This is a genomic window from Kribbella sp. NPDC056861 (assembly GCF_040687575.1).
Lineage (GTDB): Bacteria > Actinomycetota > Actinomycetes > Propionibacteriales > Kribbellaceae > Kribbella.
Window position 1 is genome coordinate 1153325 of record NZ_JBFBNQ010000001.1, and the last position, 17203, is coordinate 1170527.

15 protein-coding genes are annotated in these 17203 nt (G+C 66.9%); 6 read left to right on the forward strand and 9 right to left on the reverse strand.

Annotated elements, in window-relative coordinates; all coding sequences use genetic code 11:
* Positions 1–57 precede the first annotated feature (57 nt).
* Positions 58–816: an anti-sigma factor gene (locus tag AB0P21_RS05240; RefSeq protein ID WP_363693830.1), complete on the reverse strand. Its 759-nt coding sequence runs from the start codon at positions 814–816 to the stop codon at positions 58–60.
* A 139-nt stretch (positions 817–955) separates the two neighbouring features.
* A complete protein-coding gene (locus AB0P21_RS05245; protein WP_363693832.1) occupies positions 956–1621 on the reverse strand; it encodes a fasciclin domain-containing protein in 666 nt (221 codons plus the stop codon).
* 332 nt (positions 1622–1953) lie between these two features.
* Here AB0P21_RS05245 and AB0P21_RS05250 point away from each other — a divergent pair, with 332 nt between their 5' ends.
* The 5 genes from AB0P21_RS05250 to AB0P21_RS05270 all read left to right on the forward strand — a co-directional run bounded on the left by AB0P21_RS05250 (position 1954) and on the right by AB0P21_RS05270 (position 7003).
* A complete protein-coding gene (locus tag AB0P21_RS05250) occupies positions 1954–3747 on the forward strand; it encodes a cytochrome c biogenesis protein CcdA (RefSeq protein ID WP_363693834.1) in 1794 nt (597 codons plus the stop codon).
* Between the two features lie 27 nt (positions 3748–3774).
* The gene (gene trxB, locus AB0P21_RS05255) at positions 3775–4761 is read left to right on the forward strand and encodes a thioredoxin-disulfide reductase (RefSeq protein WP_363693836.1); all 987 of its coding nucleotides are present in this window, start codon (positions 3775–3777) and stop codon (positions 4759–4761) included.
* A 10-nt stretch (positions 4762–4771) separates the two neighbouring features.
* Positions 4772–5110, forward strand: coding sequence for a thioredoxin (gene trxA / locus AB0P21_RS05260; protein WP_363693838.1), 339 nt, complete (start codon positions 4772–4774; stop codon positions 5108–5110).
* Between the two features lie 94 nt (positions 5111–5204).
* A complete protein-coding gene (locus AB0P21_RS05265; protein WP_363693839.1) occupies positions 5205–5840 on the forward strand; it encodes a hypothetical protein in 636 nt (211 codons plus the stop codon).
* Positions 5837–7003: a PrsW family intramembrane metalloprotease gene (locus tag AB0P21_RS05270; protein ID WP_363693840.1), complete on the forward strand. Its 1167-nt coding sequence runs from the start codon at positions 5837–5839 to the stop codon at positions 7001–7003. Before AB0P21_RS05265 ends, AB0P21_RS05270 begins: the two co-directional genes overlap by 4 nt.
* A gap of 229 nt (positions 7004–7232) precedes the next feature.
* Here the strand turns inward: AB0P21_RS05270 and AB0P21_RS05275 are convergent, their stop codons facing one another.
* Genes AB0P21_RS05275 through AB0P21_RS05295 form a run of 5 tightly spaced genes read right to left on the reverse strand, consistent with a single transcriptional unit; the run spans position 7233 to position 12657 of the window.
* Entirely contained in the window at positions 7233–8234 is a 1002-nt protein-coding gene (locus AB0P21_RS05275; RefSeq protein WP_363693841.1) for a dipeptide ABC transporter ATP-binding protein, read from the reverse strand.
* Entirely contained in the window at positions 8234–9235 is a 1002-nt protein-coding gene (locus AB0P21_RS05280) for an ABC transporter ATP-binding protein (protein WP_363693843.1), read from the reverse strand. Before AB0P21_RS05280 ends, AB0P21_RS05275 begins: the two co-directional genes overlap by 1 nt.
* A complete protein-coding gene (locus AB0P21_RS05285) occupies positions 9232–10128 on the reverse strand; it encodes an ABC transporter permease (protein ID WP_363693845.1) in 897 nt (298 codons plus the stop codon). The genes AB0P21_RS05280 and AB0P21_RS05285 overlap by 4 nt, the downstream gene beginning before the upstream one ends.
* Entirely contained in the window at positions 10121–11047 is a 927-nt protein-coding gene (locus AB0P21_RS05290) for an ABC transporter permease (protein WP_363693846.1), read from the reverse strand. Before AB0P21_RS05290 ends, AB0P21_RS05285 begins: the two co-directional genes overlap by 8 nt.
* Positions 11044–12657 carry an ABC transporter substrate-binding protein gene (locus tag AB0P21_RS05295; protein WP_363693847.1) on the reverse strand — a complete coding sequence of 538 codons (1614 nt, stop codon included), beginning with the start codon at positions 12655–12657 and terminating at the stop codon, positions 11044–11046. The genes AB0P21_RS05290 and AB0P21_RS05295 overlap by 4 nt, the downstream gene beginning before the upstream one ends.
* Positions 12658–12896: 239 nt before the next feature.
* Here AB0P21_RS05295 and AB0P21_RS05300 point away from each other — a divergent pair, with 239 nt between their 5' ends.
* Positions 12897–13418 (forward strand): hypothetical protein, encoded by a 522-nt coding sequence (locus AB0P21_RS05300; protein WP_363693848.1) that lies wholly within the window; start codon positions 12897–12899, stop codon positions 13416–13418.
* A gap of 53 nt (positions 13419–13471) precedes the next feature.
* Here AB0P21_RS05300 and AB0P21_RS05305 read toward each other — a convergent pair whose 3' ends face one another.
* Together AB0P21_RS05305 and AB0P21_RS05310 are read right to left on the reverse strand one after the other, a co-directional pair.
* Positions 13472–14782 carry a pitrilysin family protein gene (locus AB0P21_RS05305; RefSeq protein WP_363693850.1) on the reverse strand — a complete coding sequence of 437 codons (1311 nt, stop codon included), beginning with the start codon at positions 14780–14782 and terminating at the stop codon, positions 13472–13474.
* Entirely contained in the window at positions 14779–17022 is a 2244-nt protein-coding gene (locus tag AB0P21_RS05310; protein ID WP_363693852.1) for a polyribonucleotide nucleotidyltransferase, read from the reverse strand. The genes AB0P21_RS05305 and AB0P21_RS05310 overlap by 4 nt, the downstream gene beginning before the upstream one ends.
* Positions 17023–17203: the final 181 nt, after the last annotated feature.

Below are 17203 nucleotides of genomic sequence, written 5' to 3' on the forward strand. Positions count from 1 at the left end.
GCATTCGGCGCCACCCGGCGAGCGGATGGGCGGAAGGTTCGACTTCTCTGCGGCAGCTCAGGCCGACGCGAGCGGTACGACGGGCTGGAGTTCCCCGGTCGCGGGCACGGTCGGGCGGACGGAGCCGCCGCGCGGCTCAACGGTCACGCTGAAGGCGACCTGGCCGGCGATCCCACCGGTCACCACCGTGGGCTTCAGCGACCTGCCATCGGTCAGGCCGATGGAACGCGCGTTCTGCGCGCCGTCGATGAGCCACAGCTGGTAGGTCTGGCGGCTCGTCAGCGGCTTGAGGTCGCGGACCAGCACGACCGCAGCGTCCTTGCGACCGGACAGCACCACGGTCGCTTGGCCGCCCCCGGTGACGGTGCCATGAACGGTCCGGGTGTCGGGCTGAGCGAGCACCTCGGCCGCTCTGGTGCTGATGGCTGTCGTCGCCACGTTGTCGCGGTACTGGTCGAGCGCGATTCCGCCACTGGCCGCGATGGCCAGGAACGCGGCGGCCAGCGTGAGCGAGCGCTGAACGACTCGCACCCGGGCGGACTTGGCACGACCGGTGCCACTGACCTCGAAGCGGGATGCCGGCGCGAGTTGCCTGGTACGACCGGCAGCGCGGAGGACCCTGGGTTTGAGAGCTGCTGGTGGCTGCTGGGCGACGTACACGCTGAGTTTGGTGGCGGCCTCGCGGAGATCGTCAACCTCGGTGCCGCAGTCGGGGCAGGCGGCGAGGTGCCGCTCGAAGTCGGCGCGCTCTTGGTCGTCCACGGCGTCCAGGACATAGGGACCGCTCAGGGCATGAATGTCGGATGGAGAGGTCACTTGGTGTCGCTTCCCTGGAGCCGTCGCGGTCGTGAAGTGGATCAGGCCGTGTCGCGTTCCTCGTCTGGTGGGAGTACTGAGTACGGACGGTGGTGCCTCCCCGGAGTGGGGAGACACCACCGGTGCTGCTAGCTGACGATCACGCGGCCGGGGGCATCAGGACGGTGTCGATCAGGTACACGGTCGCGTTGGCGGTCTTGACGCCACCGCAGATCACCTTGGCGTTGTTGACCATCAGGTTGTCGCCGGAGCCGGTGACGGTGACGGCGCCCTTCTCAACGCTGACCTGCTTGCCGACGACCGCGGCCGGGTCGAGCTGACCGGGGATCACGTGGTAGGTCAGGATCTTCGACAGCAGCGCGCTGTCGGTCTTCAGGGTGTTGATCGTCGCGGCCGGGATCTTCGCGAACGCGGAGTCCACCGGAGCGAACACCGTGAACTCGCCACCGTTCAGCGTGGAGACCAGGTCGACCTTCGGGTTCAGCTTGCCCGACACCGCGGCGACGAGGGTCTTGAGGAGCGGGTTACCGGACGCGGCGGTGGCCAGCGGCGCGGCGGCCATGCCGTCGACCGAACCGGCGCCGGTCGGGTTCGCCTTGGCGTAGTCGGCACAGCCCGGGCCGACCAGACCGGCGGCGTTGTCCATCGACGCGGACGCCGACGGGGTCTCCATCGGGGCCGAGGACGAGGAGGTGGCCGACGGGCTGTCGCCGGCCTTGGTGTCGTCGCTGCCACAGGCAACAGTTGCGAAGAGCAACGAAACGGCGGAGGCGGCGAGGGCTACACGCTTGATGGTGTGGGACATGACGATGTCTCTCTTTCGATAAGTATTTGAGCCGGGGCGACTGGCAATTCCTGCGTGCCGTTCAATAACCCGGCTCGTCGCCACCAGATGCTTTTGAATCGCCTTGTGCGACTCGCAGCTGACATCACTACTTCGGCACCACCGCAGGGCCGGATGGGTCGAACCGGCAACATTTCTGTGGGCGGCTCTCTCGAGCCACCGCAACCCGCACGACACTGCGGCGCCCCGAAAGCTTCCGGTAATCAATTCCTCATCTATTCCACCCATCCGGAAGACCTTAGTGACACGAACTGGGGGTGACCTGTTGAACCTTCCCCAGTTGGAGTGACCCCATGTTGACGCTGGCCTTTATCGGATTGGTGGGCGGGCTGATCACCGGGGTCTCCCCATGTGTCCTGCCGATGCTCCCGATCATCTTCTTCGCCGGTACGAGCGGTAAGACCGAGCCCGCGTCGGCCGCCGGCGCCAAGCGCGGCCGTAAAGCCGGTACGCCGGACGGCGACGTCCTGGTCGCTGAAGCCGACTCGAACGAGGCAGTGAAGCCGAAGCGGGACTTTCGGCCGCTGAAGATCATCGCCGGGATCATCGTCAGCTTCAGCGTCTTCACACTGGCCGGCTCGGTCATCCTGTCCGCGCTCGGCTTGCCCGACAGCTTCCTGCGCTGGGGCGGACTCACCATCCTCACTCTGGTCGGCCTCGGCCTGATCTTCCCCGCCCTCGGGCACTGGATCGAGAAGCCCTTCTACCGGCTGCCCAAGATCAACCGCAACAACAACGGCGCCTTCGTCCTCGGCCTCGGACTCGGCACCCTCTACGTCCCCTGCGCCGGACCTGTCCTGGCAGCAATCACGGTGGCCGGCGCGACCGGCAACGTCGGCTGGCGGACCGTAGTACTGACCGTCACCTTCGCCATGGGCGCAGCACTCCCCCTGCTGATCTTCGCCTCCGCCGGATCGCGGATCTCCCAACGCGTCAAGGCCTACCGCGACCACCAGAAGGGCTTCCGGATCGGCGGCGGGATCGTGATGATCCTGCTCGCGATCGCGCTGGCCTTCAACATCACCGACGTCATCCAGCGCTCGCTGCCCAGCTACACCAGCGGACTGGAGAAGAAGGTCGCCGAATCCAAGACGGTCCAAGGCGCGCTCGCCCCTGCCATCGGGAACGACGCAAGCGCCGACCTGGCCAAGTGCACCCCCGGCGCGGCCGAACTGGCTTCCTGCGGCGCCGCACCCGAATTCCGGGGTACGCAGAAATGGTTCAACACCCCGGGCGGGCAGGCCGCCACGTTGAGCGGGCTGAAGGGCAAGGTTGTCCTGGTCGATTTCTGGGCCTATTCCTGCATCAACTGCCAGCGTGCGACTCCGCACCTGCTGGCCTGGGACAAGGCGTACAAGTCGCTCGGGTTGCAGATCGTCGGCATCCATTCGCCGGAGTTCGCGTTCGAGAAGTCCGCCGGGAACGTCCAGGCCGCCATCACCAACGAAAAGATCGGCTACCCCGTCGGTCAGGACAACAACCTCGCCACCTGGACCGCCTACCGCAACCAGTACTGGCCCGCGAAGTACCTGGTCGATGCCGAAGGCACCGTTCGCTCGATCAAGTTCGGTGAAGGCGACTACGGCCAGACCGAGAACCAGATCCGCGAACTGCTGAAGGCAGCAAACCCGGGCGTCCAGCTCCCCTCACCGGTCGACGGCACAGTCAAGGCCGACTCGATCGGCGCCGAAGGCACCACTCCCGAGACCTACCTGGGCTACTCCCGCTCAACAAACCTCAACGGCACCGGCAAGCTGACCCCGAACAAGACCGTTGCCTTCGGCCTCAATGACGCCCAGCCGAACGACACGTTCAGCCTCGGCGGCAACTGGGCGGTCGGCACCCAGAGCAGCACCTCCACCAAGGGCTCCCAAGCACGCCTGAACTTCCAGGCAGCCAAGGTCTTCCACGTCCTGTCCGGCGAAGGCACCGTCACCGTCTCCATCCCCGGCGAACCCGACAAAACCATCAAGGTCTCCGGTACGCCGAACGCCTACCAGCTGGTCGACAAGCCCAACCCGGAACGCAAAACCATGACCCTGACCTACAGCACCGGCGTCTCCGCCTTCACCTTCAGCTTCGGTTAAACCGAAACCCCCGAGAAAGAACCTGCCATGTCTCTTCGCAACGTCATCATCATCGGTTCGGGCCCGGCCGGTTACACGGCCGCGGTCTACGCCGCGCGCGCCCAGCTGGCGCCGCTCGTCTTCGAAGGCTCCGTCACGGCCGGTGGCGCGTTGATGACCACCACCGAGGTCGAGAACTACCCGGGCTTCTCCGAGGGCATCATGGGCCCGGCGCTGATGGACGAGATGCGCACCCAGGCCGAGCGCTTCGGCGCCGAGCTGATCGCCGACGACATCACCGCCGTCGACCTGACCGGTGAGATCAAGTCCGTCACCGACTCGGCCGGCACCGTGCACCACGCCAAGGCCGTCATCCTGGCGATGGGCTCGGGCTACCGCAAGCTCGGCCTGCCCGACGAGGACCGGCTGTCCGGCCACGGAGTCTCCTGGTGTGCGACCTGTGACGGGTTCTTCTTCCGTCAGCACGAGATCGCCGTGATCGGCGGCGGCGACACCGCGATCGAGGAAGCCACCTTCCTGACCCGGTTCGCCGACAAGGTCACCATCGTGCACCGCCGCGACGAGCTGCGCGCCTCCAAGATCATGGCCGAGCGCGCCTTCGCCAACGACAAGATCGAGTTCGCCTGGAACTCCGAGGTGGCCGCGATCTTGGGCGACGAGAAGCTGTCCGGCATCGTGCTGCGCGACACCGCCACCGGCGAGACGCGAGATCTGCCCGTGACAGGGCTGTTCATTGCCATCGGCCACGACCCCCGCTCCGAGCTGATCAAGGGCCAGATCCACCTCGACGACGAGGGCTACGTCCTGGTCCAGCCCAACTCGACAAACACCAACCTGCCCGGCGTCTTCGCCGCCGGCGACCTGGTCGACCACACCTACCGCCAAGCCATCACCGCGGCCGGCACCGGCTGTTCCGCAGCCCTGGACGCCGAACGCTTCCTCGCCGACCTCGACTACCGCTCCACCATCACCGAACCCGTCACCGAGCCCATCTCCTGCCTGACCCGAACCTGAGGAACCGATCATGAGCGACAAACTGAACGACGTCACCGACGCCGACTTCGACGCGACCGTACTGAAGAGCGACAAGCCCGTCGTCGTCGACTTCTGGGCCGAGTGGTGCGGCCCCTGCAAACAGGTCACCCCGATCCTCGAAGCCCTCGCCGCCGAACACGGCGACCGGCTCACCTTCCTCAAGCTGAACATCGACGAGAACCCCGCCACCCCCGGGATGTACGGCGTGATCAGCATCCCGACCATCAACGTCTACGTGGGCGGCGAGCTGGTCAAGTCCATCGTCGGCGCCAAGCCCAAAGCCGCCCTGCTCAAGGACCTCGCCCCGTTCGCCGGCCCGACCGCGTAGAGTGACGGAACCCCCGCTGTGCGGGGGCGAAAGTGACTTCCTGTCGTTTTCCGCGCGTCCCTCACGGCGCGCGGACTGGGGTGAAGGAGCCACGATGGCGATCGGCAACGAGCAGGCACCGCGGCACTGGATCCCGGTCGAGCATCGATGGTTCGGCCTGGACCGCCGGTCACTGCGGCCCGGACTGATCGCCCTCGTCATCGCGCTGGCCCTGATCTACGGCTTGCCCGCGATCAACTCCGCCATCCCCTGGCACAACGAGATCCGGGCCGGCCAAGTGCTTGACCTGGGAAATGGTGCGACCGCCGTCCCGCCAGTGGGCTGGCAGCTCGAGAACGGCACACTGACCGGCGGCAACGCGACCAGCCTGCAGGTGCTGCTGGCCACCGGTGGCGCCACGATCGAGCTGAACGGTACGACGTACGACGGAACAGCTGACGCGTTCCTCGATCAGGTCCGCCGGTCCGAAGGTGATCGGGCGGGCGTCGACGGCTCTCGCGGCACCCTGACAACCGACGCGGGCCTGGTCGGAGTCGTGCTGAGCAGGACGCTGCCCAGCGGCAACGACGAGGTCGACGCGGCCTTCAAGATGGCCACCGGCAGCCCCGACGCGGTCAAATCCGCACCCGCTCTGCTGGTCCGGATCCACACCGCCGGCGGCCAGTTCGCGCAGTACCAGGCCGAAGTCTCAGCGCTGCTCCGCAGCATCACTCCCGGAGCCGCCCGATGAGCGCCCCCGACGACAAGGCCGCACAGCTCACCGCGATCGAGGAGTCCGGCTGGGGACAGCCGTACGTGTTCCTCCAACCGCACAATATCTCGTTCTGGGTCTACCTGGTCGGCATCGGCGGCGGCGCCCTGACGATGCTCCGCTACTTCGGTGCCTCAGGCACCTTCTACACCCCCGCCCTGGCCGGCGGCGTCCTGCTCTTCGGCCTGTACCTGATCCCCTGGCTCCTGCTCCTCCGCCACCACAACCGCTTCACCGCCCAACCAGCCGGCCTGCTGGCCACCGGCTTCCTGTGGGGCGGAATCGCCGCCACCTTCTGGATCGCCCTCCCCGCCAACGGCGCCCTGCTGGAGATCTGGTCCAAGCTCGGCGGCACCACCTTCGGCTCCGCATGGGGCGCCGGCCTCACCGCCCCGATCAACGAGGAATGGGGCAAGGCGCTGGGCCTGGTCCTCCTGATCGGTCTCGCCCCACGCCTGATCCGCAGCGCCTACGACGGCTTCATCATCGGCGCCTTCATCGGCCTCGGTTTCCAGGTCTTCGAGGACGTGCTGTACGTCTACAACGGCGCCGCAGCGCAGTACGGCACAGACCAACTCGGTACTTCGCTGCAGGTGTTCCTGATCCGCGGCGCAGCCGGCATCGTCTCGCACGCCTTGTTCAGCGCCATCTTCTGCGCCGGCCTCATGTGGGTCCTCGGCCGGACACGTGGCGAACGCAACGTACTCCGAGGCGTCCTCACGATGCTGGCAGCGATGCTCTTCCACTTCGCCTGGGACGACATGACCGGCCTCTCCGGCGACGGCCCCGCGGCTGCGGTGCTGCCCTTCGTCATCGCTGCGGTGGAACTTGCGGCGCTGTTCTACGTACTACGCCACGCTGCGGCGCAGGAGCGAGCGTGGACTCGCGCACTACTGACACCTGAACTGGCGACCGGGGTTGTCGACGAACCGCTCCTTGATGCGGTCAGCGGGTTGCACCGAGACCGGAAGGGCTATCGAAAGCTGTTGCATAGTCGGAGGACTGCGAGGCATCGAGTCGAGGCCGCGGGAGATCTGGCGAGGGAGCTGGCGCGTGCTGGTGGCAGGGAGTCGGCCGGTGTAGTGCACGCACGCGGTGAGTTGCTGCGGCTGCAGGGGAAGAGTCAAGCGCCGCGAGGGTAAGGGGACGCGCGCCCGCGATCACCCCCGGGCATCTGCCTTGGCGACGGATCCAGCCACGCTGGCAACCACTCCGTCTTCCTCCAGCCCCGCTCTCTGACGATCGAGGCACACCAGCGCTCACGCGCTTTCACCAAGCGGGCGACGCAGGAGCCCGCGCCCCGGGGTGGGTGGGAGCTAAGCGCCGTGTGAGCGACGAAGGAGCGAGCGTGGCGCCAGCGCGGGCGCAGTACTAGCCAAGCGACTCTGAGAAGGCACTCTGCGCATCCTCAGCAAAATGGCACGACACAGTCTGCCCCGACGCGATCTCCCGCAGCTCCGGCACATCAACCGAGCAGCGAGCCTCGGCCCGCAAACACCGGGTGTGGAACCGGCACCCAGAAGGCGGGCTGACCGGCGACGGCGGGTCCCCAGCAAGCACGATCCGCTTCCGCCCCTGCCGAGCCAACCCGGGCTCGGCAGACAACAGCGCCTGCGTATAAGGATGAGCCGGTACGTCGTACACCTCGTGGTGCTCACCCAGCTCGGCCACTCGGCCGAGGTACATCACCGCCACCCGATCCGACACATGCCGGACCACCGACAGGTCATGCGCCACGAAAATGATGCTGAGCCCCAACTCCCGCTGCAGCCGCATCAGCAGGTTCACCACCTGCGCCTGCACCGACAGGTCCAGCGCGGACACCGGCTCGTCGCACAGCAACACATCAGGATTCAGCGCAATGGCCCGCGCGATGCCGATCCGCTGACGCTGCCCGCCGGAGAACTGATGCGGGAACCGTGTCTCGTCCTCAGCGCGCAGACCGACAAGCTCCAGCAACTCCCGCACCCGGGTCCGGATATCCAGCCCCTTCGACACATCCGGATGCACCTCGAGCGGCTCGGCGACAATCTCACCGACCCGCATCCGCGGATTCAGACTCGAATACGGATCCTGGAAAACCACCTGCACATTGCGACGCCAGCGCCGCAGCTCCCGGCCACCCATCTTGCTGACATCCGCACCGCCGTACATCACGGACCCCGACGTCGGCTTCTCCAGCGCGGCCAGCAACCGCACCAGCGTCGACTTACCGCAGCCCGACTCACCGACGATCCCGAGCGATTCACCCTTTCGCAGCACCAGATCGACCCCGTCAACAGCCCTGACCACGGTCTTCTGACCGAACGAGAACGCCGGGCTGATGTCGTAGTGCTTCACCAATTCCGTTGCCCTCAGCAACACGTCACTCATCAGACCGCCTCCTGCGCGGGGATCGACGTACGGCGGATGCAGGCAGCGTCTCGCCCGGGCGCGACCGTCAGCAACGGCGGCACGAGTACGGCGCAGTCCTCGATCGCGTGCGGACAGCGGGTCCGGAACGCGCACCCCGACGGGATGGAGCGCAACGACGGCGGCGTACCGGGGATCGTCGGCAACTCCTGACCCTTCAGGTCGGCCGACGGCATCGAGCCCAACAGCCCTTCGGTATAAGGATGCACCGGATGCTCCAGCGCCGCGGCGGTAGCGGCCCTCTCGACCACGTGCCCGGCGTACATCACCACCACGTTGTCAGCCACGTCCGCGACCACCCCGAGGTCGTGAGTGATCAGCACGACACCCATGTCCCGCTCGGCCTGCAGCTCCTCGATCAACTCCAGGATCTGCGCCTGCACGGTCACATCCAGCGCAGTCGTCGGCTCATCGGCGATCAGTACGTCGGGATCCAACGCGAGCGCCATCGCCAGCATCACCCGCTGCCGCATCCCACCGGAGAACTCGTGCGGATAGTCGTGCACCCGCTTCGCCGCCGCCGGGATCCGCACCTGATCCAGCATCTCGGCCGCACGCTTCATCGCATCCGACTTCGACATGCCGCGATGCACCCGGTAGCACTCCGCGATCTGCTTGCCGACCGACTGCACCGGGTTCAACGCGGACAACGAGTCCTGGAAGACCATGGTGATCCGGTCGCCGACGATCTTGCGGCGTTCCTTCACCGTCATCGTGATCAGGTCCACCCCGCGGTACTCCGCGGTGCCGGACACGATCCGTCCCGGCGGCATCTCCAGGATCCCGGTCAGCGCCTGGGTCGAGACGCTCTTCCCCGATCCCGATTCCCCGAGAATCGCCAGCGTCTCACCGGCCCGGACCTGCCAGGACACCGAGTCGACGGCCCTCACCCGCCCGTGCGGGGTCTCGAACTCGACGCTGAGGTTGTCGACCTTCAGCAGTACCTCGCCAGTTTCGGTCATCTCAGCAACTTCGGGTCGAGGGCGTCGCGGATCGAGTCGCCGATGATCATGAACGAGATCGTCATCGTCGAGATGAACAACGCCGGCCAGATGAACAGGTGCGGGGTGTCCCGGTACGACGCGGCGACACCGAACTGCGAACCCCACGAGATCGACGGCGGCTGCAGCCCGACCCCGAGGAAGGTGAGCGCCGCCTCGAGCCCGACCATGCCGCCGATCCCCAGCGTCGTCATCGCCAGCAGCGGCGCCATCGCGTTCGGGAAGACGTGCTTGCGCAGGATCCGCAGCGGCGGTACGCCGACCGACCGCGCGGCCAGCACGAACTCGCGGTTGCGGATGGTGAACACCGTCGACCGCATCAGCCGCATCCCGCCCGGCCAGCCGATCACCAGGATGACGCCGACGATGATCCAGATGCTGCGGTTCGGCACCGAGTTGAGGATGACGATCAGGATCACGATGCCCGGTACGGCGAACAGCACGTCCGCGGTTCGCGAGATGATCGCGTCGACGGCGCCCGGGAAGTAGCCGGCCAGCAGGCCGAGTGAGCCCGCGAGCACGAAGATGCCGAAGCTCGCGACCAGGCTGACCAGCACCGACGGGCGAGCGCCGTACACGACGTTGGCGAAGTAGTCGCAGCCCTGGATGTCGAAGCCGAACGGATGTCCCGGTCCCCTGCCCTGCCGGGACTTGCCCAGCTCGCAGAACCGCGGATCGACCGAGGTGAACAGCTTCGGCACCGCCGCCATCGCGAAGAAGACGAGCAGCAGCAGGCTGCACACGACGAACTGCGGCTTGCGCAGCAGGGCTCGCAGCAGCTCCCGGTTCGACAGCGTCCGGCCGTCGGCGAGCTCCTGCGCCTCGGCGCCGACAACCGCCTGGATCTCAGACATTGCGCACCCGCGGATCGAACAGGCCGTACAGCACGTCGACGAGCAGGTTGATCACGATGAAGGAGACGAACGCCAGCGTTGACAAGAGCACCACGACACCGCCCTCCTTGAGCTTGATCGCCTGGAACATGAACTGGCCGAGGCCGGGCAGGTTGAAGATGCTCTCGGTGATGATCGCGCCACCGAACATGCCGGCCAGGTCGATCCCGATGAAGGTGATGATCGGCAGCATCGCGTTCGGCAGGATGTGCCGCCACAGCACCCGCTGCTCCCCCAGGCCCTTGGCCCGGGCCGTCTTCACGAAGTCGGCGTTCACCGTCTCCACGATCGACGTCCGCATCAACCGGGCCAGCCCGGCGAAGCCGAGCAACCCGATCACCAGCGCAGGCAGCAGATACGCGTGGGGGAAGCCTTCCCGTACGCCGGACACCGGGAACCACTTCAGCTCCACGCCGAACAGGTACTGCGCCGCGAAGTACGCCACCAGCCCCGGTACTGCGAGCAGCACCAACGTGACCAGCAGCAGCGACCGGTCCACGAGCCCGTTGCGCTTGAAGCCGGCGTAGATCCCGAACAGCAGTCCGAGCGTCCACTGAAACGCGTTCGCGAGCAGCGTGAGCTTGAGCGTCACCGGGATCCGTAGCCGCAACTGGTCGGCGATGTCCGCGCCGGCGAACGTCGTACCGAAGTTGCCGGTCAGGATGTCCTTCATCGACAGCAGGTACTGCACCAGGAACGGCTGATCCAGATGGAACTGGGCCCGCTTGGCCGCCAGCACGGCGGCCGGGATCGGCTTGTCACCGGCCAGTTCCCGCAGGGGGTCCCCAGGCATCGCGAAGACGAGCGCGAAGACCCCCAGCGTGACGATCAGGCCGATCGGCACCGCCGCCAACCCGCGGCGCAGGATGAACCGGGTCACTTGAAGGTGGAGTAGAGCGCCTGGACGCCGGTGTACTTCGATACCCGCGGCTCGATCTTGGCCGAGTGCAGGAAGGCGTTCTGCTTGGCGTACAAGGGGATCAGCGGCATGTCCGCCAGGGCGATGTCCTCGGCCTGCTGGTACAGCTTGATCGCGGCCTCCGGGTCCGACTGCGCGTCGCCCTGGGCGAGCACCTTGTCGAGCTCGGGGTTGTTGTAGCCGGAGAAGTTCGCGTCACCGGTCGACTTGAACATCGGCGTCAGGTAGTCCTCGATCGACGGGTAGTCGTGGCCCCAGCCGCTGAACCGCAGCCCGTCCAGCTTGCGGGTGTCGGCCAGCTCGGTGATCTCCGAGCCCTGCTTGCCGGTGTACTTCACCTCCAGGCCGAGGTTCTGCCGGAGCATGTTGCCGATCGCCTCGGCGAAGACCTGACCGGTCGCCGAGGTGGTGTTGTAGTTGATGTTGACCGCGCCGGAGAAACCGCCGGCCTCGGCCAGCAGCGCCTTGGCCTTGGTCACGTCGAAGTCGCAGACCTTGCAGGCGTCGGCGCGGTAGCCGTCGATGTCCGGCGAGATCAGGCCCTTGGACGGGGTGGCCAGACCGACCAGGTCCGACAGCGCCTTGCGGTCGATCGCCAGCGAGAACGCGTGCCGCAGCTTGGGGTTCTTGTAGCGCTGGTCCCAGGCGGGCATCGTCAGGTAGTTCGCGCCGGAGCTCTCACCGGTCACCCAGCCGTCGGGCGCGTCGGTCTTGAACGTCTTCACCTTGGTCGGCGGCACATCGACGAAGTCGACCGTGCCGGCCAGGAACTCGTTGTACGCCGTGTCCGCGTTCGGGATGTAGCGGTAGGTGATGGACGTCGCCTCGGGGGCGTTCGGGCCCTTGTAACCGTCCCACTTGGCCAGCTTGATGTCGCCGCCCGCGCTCCAGTCGCCGTCCAGCTTGAACGCGCCGTTGCCGATCGGCTTGCGCTTGTACGCGTCGGGGTTCTTCCGGACCTCCTCGGGCAGCGGCGCCAGACCGAGGTACTGCAGGGTCAGGCCAAACTGCGAGAAGGGCACCTTCAGCTTCACCGTGAAGGTGAGGTCGTCGACCAGCTTGAGGCCGCTCAGTGTCTTCACCGTGGTCGGCTTCGGGGTGGCGCCGTCCGGGGTCTCCGGGTTCAGCGCCTCGTACCCCTCCACCTTGGAGAAGAAGCCGTTGTTCTTCCACGCGGTGGAGCCCTGCGCGGTCAGGTTCCAGCTGTCGACGTAGTCCTTCGCGGTCAGCGGCTGACCGTTCTGGAACGTGTTGCCCGACTTCAGCTTCACCGTCCAGGTCTGGCTGGACTTGTCCGGCGTGACCGAGTCGGCCATCACGTTGACGGTCTTGCCACTGGTCGGGTCGGTCGCCACCAGCGGGGCGAACATCGCCTGCGCGACCTGGATCCCGGCGCTGCCGTTCTCGTTCAGCGGGTTGATGTACTCGAGCGGATCCGCGGCGATCGCGATCACCACGCTCTTGTCCCCACCGGCTCCCGAGCCGTTGCCGCTGCTCTTGCCATCACCACAGCTGCTGAGCACCAGGGCGAGACCGAGCGTCACCCCCAGAACACCAGTGACACGTCGCACGTCGAACCAACTTCCTCGGCGGAGCGCCGGTAGGCGGAATAGCCGCCATGTTTGCCGCTCCAAACTGCTCATGTCAACGTTGTCAGCGACAAACCCGAGGCAAGTAACAAACGCGTGACCTTACCGAGACCTCAGAGCACCCCCGGCACACCGAGCCTGCGCTGGTCAAGATCTGAGCCCAATTACCCCAAGTCATCAGACCTCACCACAGCCCATCACCGTGGGTAAGCTCATGTCATATGACTGCAGAACCGAACCACCACAACGCGACCATCCTGTGGATCGGTGGGCCGGCGGCGGCTGGGAAGACGACGGTTAGCCGGCTGCTGGCGGAGAAGTACGGGTTTCACTGGTACAGCGTTGACAGTCATGCTCGTGAGCACGAGGAGCGGGCGGCTGCGGCTGGGTTGCATGTGATGGGGACCGGTCCGGGTGACTTTGATCGGAAGCCGATGATCATGGACGACCTTCGGGCGCTCCCCGCGGGCACCTCGGTGGTTGTCGAGGGGGCCGCGATCACTCCCGGGATGGCTGGGGTGGCTGCCAATGCGGTGTGGTTGATGCCTTCGCGGGAGGAGCAGGTCGCCAGGCTGCAGCGTAGGCATCCCGAGGGTGGGATCGATGGTTATGTCTGGGGCTGGGGGTTGGTGCAGAGCCAGCTCGAGGGGACCGGCGCGAGTGTCATCGTGGTTGATGGTCAGAGCGTTGAGCAGACGCTGGAGGCGGTCGAGGGGCAGTTCAGCGCTGAGCTGGCTTGCTGAAATCGACGAAAGCCGCAGCCTGTAGGGGCTGCGGCTTCGTCGGTGGAGCTGGGTCAGACGGTGAAGACGGACTTGTCGTCGAAGGGGCCCATGACCGTGAGGGTCTGGTTGCCGGCGTAGAGCTCGGCGGCCAGTTCGGCGACGTCGTCGAGGGTGACCGCGTCGATCCGGGCCAGGATCTCGTCGACCGTCGGGAGTTCGCCGTAGACCAGTTCGGCCTTGGCGATCCGGGTCATCTTGGCGCCGGTGTCCTCCAGGCCCATCACCACCGAGCCGCGCATCTGGCCCTTGCCGCGGAGCAGTTCGTCCGGGGTGATGGTGCCGTTGGCAATGTTTGCCAGCTCGGCGCGCACCACCTCGAGCACCTCGGGCGCCTTCTTCGGCAGGCAGCCCGCGTAGACGCCGACCATGCCGGAGTCCGCGTACGCCGCGCCGAAGGTGAAGACCGAGTACGCCAGGCCGCGCTTCTCCCGCACTTCCTGGAACAACCGCGACGACATCCCGCCGCCGACGATGCCGTGCAGCACACCGGCGGTGTAGCGGCGCTCGTCGTTGCGCACCAGCCCGGGCATGCCGAGCACGAGATGCGCCTGCTCGACGTCGCGGTGGTGAACCTCCACTCCCCCGTACGTCGGAACGCGGCGCGCCGTCCCCCGGCGTACCGGTGACGGCGTTGCCTCGCCGGTGACCCAGTGCCGCTCGAACGCCTTGCGGACCAGGCGCAGTACGTCGGAATGCTCGACGTTACCGGCCACCGAGACGACGATGTTCTCCGGCAGGTAGCGGCGTCTGTACCAACCGCGGACCTGGCGAGGCGTCAGGCCGGCCACCGACTCCGGCGTACCGGTGATCGAGCGGCCGAGTGGCGTCTCACCCCACAGTTGCTCGGCGAACAGATCGTGGATGTGGTCCGACGTCTCGTCGGCGTGCATCGCGATCTCTTCGTCGATCACGTCCCGTTCGCTCTCGATGTCCTCCTCGGTCAGCGTCGCCGAGGTGATCATGTCGCAGATCACGTCGACGGCCAGCGGAAGGTCGGAGTCGAGCACCCGGGCGTAGTAGCAGGTGTACTCCTTGCCGGTGAACGCGTTCATCTCGCCACCGACGGCGTCCAGGGACGCCGAGATCTCCAGTGCGTCGCGGCGCTCGGTGCCCTTGAACAGCAGGTGTTCGAGGAAGTGCGTCGCGCCGGACAGGTGGACCGGCTCGTCGCGGGAACCGACGCCGACCCACACGCCGAAAGTGACCGAGCGGAAGCCCGGTACGGACTGGGAAAGCACGCGGAGCCCGGAGGGCAGGACGGTCCGTTTGACCGGACCGCCTGCCTCCGAGCTCAGCAGCGTGCTGGTGATGGCACGTGTCACTCGGCGGGAGCGACCTCTGCGTCATCAGCCTTGGCTGCATCGTCAGAAGCAGCAGCAGCGTTGTCCTCGTCCAGAACCGGGATCAGCGACAGCTTGCCGCGGTCGTCGATCTCGGCGATCTCGACCTGGAGCTTCTGTCCGACGGACAGCAGGTCCTCGACTGCCTCGACCCGCTTGCCACCGGCCAGGCCGCGCAGCTTGGAGATGTGCAGCAGACCGTCCTTGCCCGGGAGCAGGGAGATGAACGCGCCGAAGTTGGTCGTCTTGACGACCGTTCCCAGGTAGCGCTCGCCCTTCTCCGGCATGGTCGGGTTGGCGATCGCGTTGATCATCGCGCGCGCCGCGTCGGCCGAGGGGCCGTCCGTCGCACCGATGTACACCGTGCCGTCGTCCTCGATGGAGATGTCGGCACCGGTCTCGTCGGTGATCTGGTTGATCATCTTGCCCTTCGGGCCGATGACCTCGCCGATCTTGTCGACCGGGACCTTCACCGAGATGACCCGCGGCGCGAACTCGCTCATCTCACCCGGGGCGTCGATGGCCTTGGCCATCACGTCGAGGATGGTCAGGCGGGCTTCCTTGGCCTGGGTCAGCGCGCCGGCCAGCACGCTGGCCGGGATGCCGTCGAGCTTCGTGTCCAGCTGGAGGGCCGTGACGAAGTCCTTGGTGCCGGCGACCTTGAAGTCCATGTCGCCGAACGCGTCCTCGGCGCCGAGGATGTCGGTCAGCGCGACGTACTCGAGCTTGCCGTCGACCTCACCGGAGATGAGGCCCATCGCGATACCGGCGACGGGCGCCTTCAGCGGCACACCGGCGGAGAGCAGGGACAGCGTCGAGGCGCAGACCGAGCCCATCGAGGTGGAGCCGTTGGAGCCGAGCGCCTCGGAGACCTGACGCAGCGCGTACGGGAAGTCCTCGCGCGACGGCAGCACCGGCACGAGGGCGCGCTCGGCGAGGGCGCCGTGGCCGATCTCGCGACGCTTCGGCGAACCGACCCGGCCGGTCTCACCGGTCGAGTACGGCGGGAAGTTGTAGTTGTGCATGTAGCGCTTGCGCGTCTCCGGAGAGAGCGTGTCGAGCTGCTGCTCCATCCGGAGCATGTTCAGCGTGGTGACACCCATGATCTGGGTCTCGCCGCGCTCGAAGATCGCGGAGCCGTGCACTCGCGGCAGCACCTTGACCTGCGCCTTGAGCGGACGGATGTCGGCCAGACCGCGGCCGTCCATCCGGACCTTCTCGGTCAGCACCCGGTTGCGGACGAGCTTCTTGGTGAGCGAGCGGAAGGCTGCGGACAGCTCCTTCTCACGCCCTTCGAAGGACTCGGCCAGCTTGGCGACCACGGCGGCCTTGACGGCGTCGGTGGCGTCGTCGCGGTCGTGCTTGCCGGTGATCGTGAGGGCCTGGGTCAGCTCCTCGGTGGCAGCGGACTCGATCGCGGCGAACGCGTCGTCCTGGTAGTCCGGGAACAACGGGAACTCGCCGGTCGGCTTGGACGCCTTGGCGGCCAGCTCGGACTGCGCGTCGACCAGGGTCTTGATGAAGCCCTTGGCGGCCTCCAGGCCCTCGGCGACGACCTCTTCGGTCGGCGCCTGCTTGCCAGCGGCAACCATGTCGAAGGTGCCCGCGGTGGACTCGGCCTCGACCATCATGATGGCGACGTCACCGGCGTCGGTGACCCGGCCGGCGACGACCATGTCGAAGACGGCGGTGGCGATCTCGGTGTGGGTCGGGAACGCGACCCACTGGCCGTCGATCAGCGCGACGCGGACGGCGCCGAGCGGGCCGGAGAACGGCAGGCCGGCGATCTGGGTGGACATCGACGCGGCGTTGATCGCCAGGACGTCGTACAGCTTGTCCGGGTTGAGCGCCAGGACCGTGATGACGACCTGGATCTCGTTGCGCAGGCCGGAGACGAACGACGGCCGCAGCGGGCGGTCGATCAGCCGGCAGGTCAGGATGGCCTCCTCGGAGGGACGGCCTTCGCGACGGAAGAACGACCCCGGGATCCGGCCGGCGGCGTACATCCGCTCCTCGACGTCCACCGTCAACGGGAAGAAGTCGAACTGGTCCTTGGGCTTCTTGCTGGCCGTGGTGGCCGAGAGCACCATCGTGTCGCCGTCGAGGTAGGCGGCGGCGGAGCCGGCGGCCTGCTGGGCCAGACGGCCCGTCTCGAAGCGGATGGTGCGGGTGCCGAAGCTGCCGTTGTCGATGACGGCTTCAGCGAACTCTGCGCCCTCCATGGGCGCGTTTGTGGATCCCGACACGGGATACCCCTCTCTCACTTGAGACGACTGTGAGGCGCGAGCTCCGGGGGTGCCGGTCTTCGATCGAGGCCCGCGGGTGGAGCGCTGTCGCGCTGTCCCGAAAGCCACTACCGAGGACCGGTCGTCGGCCGGTACGCGAATCGCGTCGTCTCGTTGT

Excerpts from the sequence above, each read along its gene's own strand:
- AB0P21_RS05265 (WP_363693839.1), top strand. The coding sequence starts at position 5,205 with ATGGCGATCGGCAACGAGCAGGCACCGCGGCACTGGATCCCGGTCGAG.
- AB0P21_RS05310 (WP_363693852.1), bottom strand. The coding sequence starts at position 17,022 with ATGGAGGGCGCAGAGTTCGCTGAAGCCGTCATCGACAACGGCAGCTTC.
- AB0P21_RS05270 (WP_363693840.1), top strand. The coding sequence starts at position 5,837 with ATGAGCGCCCCCGACGACAAGGCCGCACAGCTCACCGCGATCGAGGAG.
- AB0P21_RS05280 (WP_363693843.1), bottom strand. The coding sequence starts at position 9,235 with ATGACCGAAACTGGCGAGGTACTGCTGAAGGTCGACAACCTCAGCGTC.
- AB0P21_RS05300 (WP_363693848.1), top strand. The coding sequence starts at position 12,897 with ATGACTGCAGAACCGAACCACCACAACGCGACCATCCTGTGGATCGGT.
- AB0P21_RS05275 (WP_363693841.1), bottom strand. The coding sequence starts at position 8,234 with ATGAGTGACGTGTTGCTGAGGGCAACGGAATTGGTGAAGCACTACGAC.
- AB0P21_RS05245 (WP_363693832.1), bottom strand. The coding sequence starts at position 1,621 with ATGTCCCACACCATCAAGCGTGTAGCCCTCGCCGCCTCCGCCGTTTCG.
- AB0P21_RS05285 (WP_363693845.1), bottom strand. The coding sequence starts at position 10,128 with ATGTCTGAGATCCAGGCGGTTGTCGGCGCCGAGGCGCAGGAGCTCGCC.
- AB0P21_RS05250 (WP_363693834.1), top strand. The coding sequence starts at position 1,954 with ATGTTGACGCTGGCCTTTATCGGATTGGTGGGCGGGCTGATCACCGGG.
- trxA (WP_363693838.1), top strand. The coding sequence starts at position 4,772 with ATGAGCGACAAACTGAACGACGTCACCGACGCCGACTTCGACGCGACC.
- trxB (WP_363693836.1), top strand. The coding sequence starts at position 3,775 with ATGTCTCTTCGCAACGTCATCATCATCGGTTCGGGCCCGGCCGGTTAC.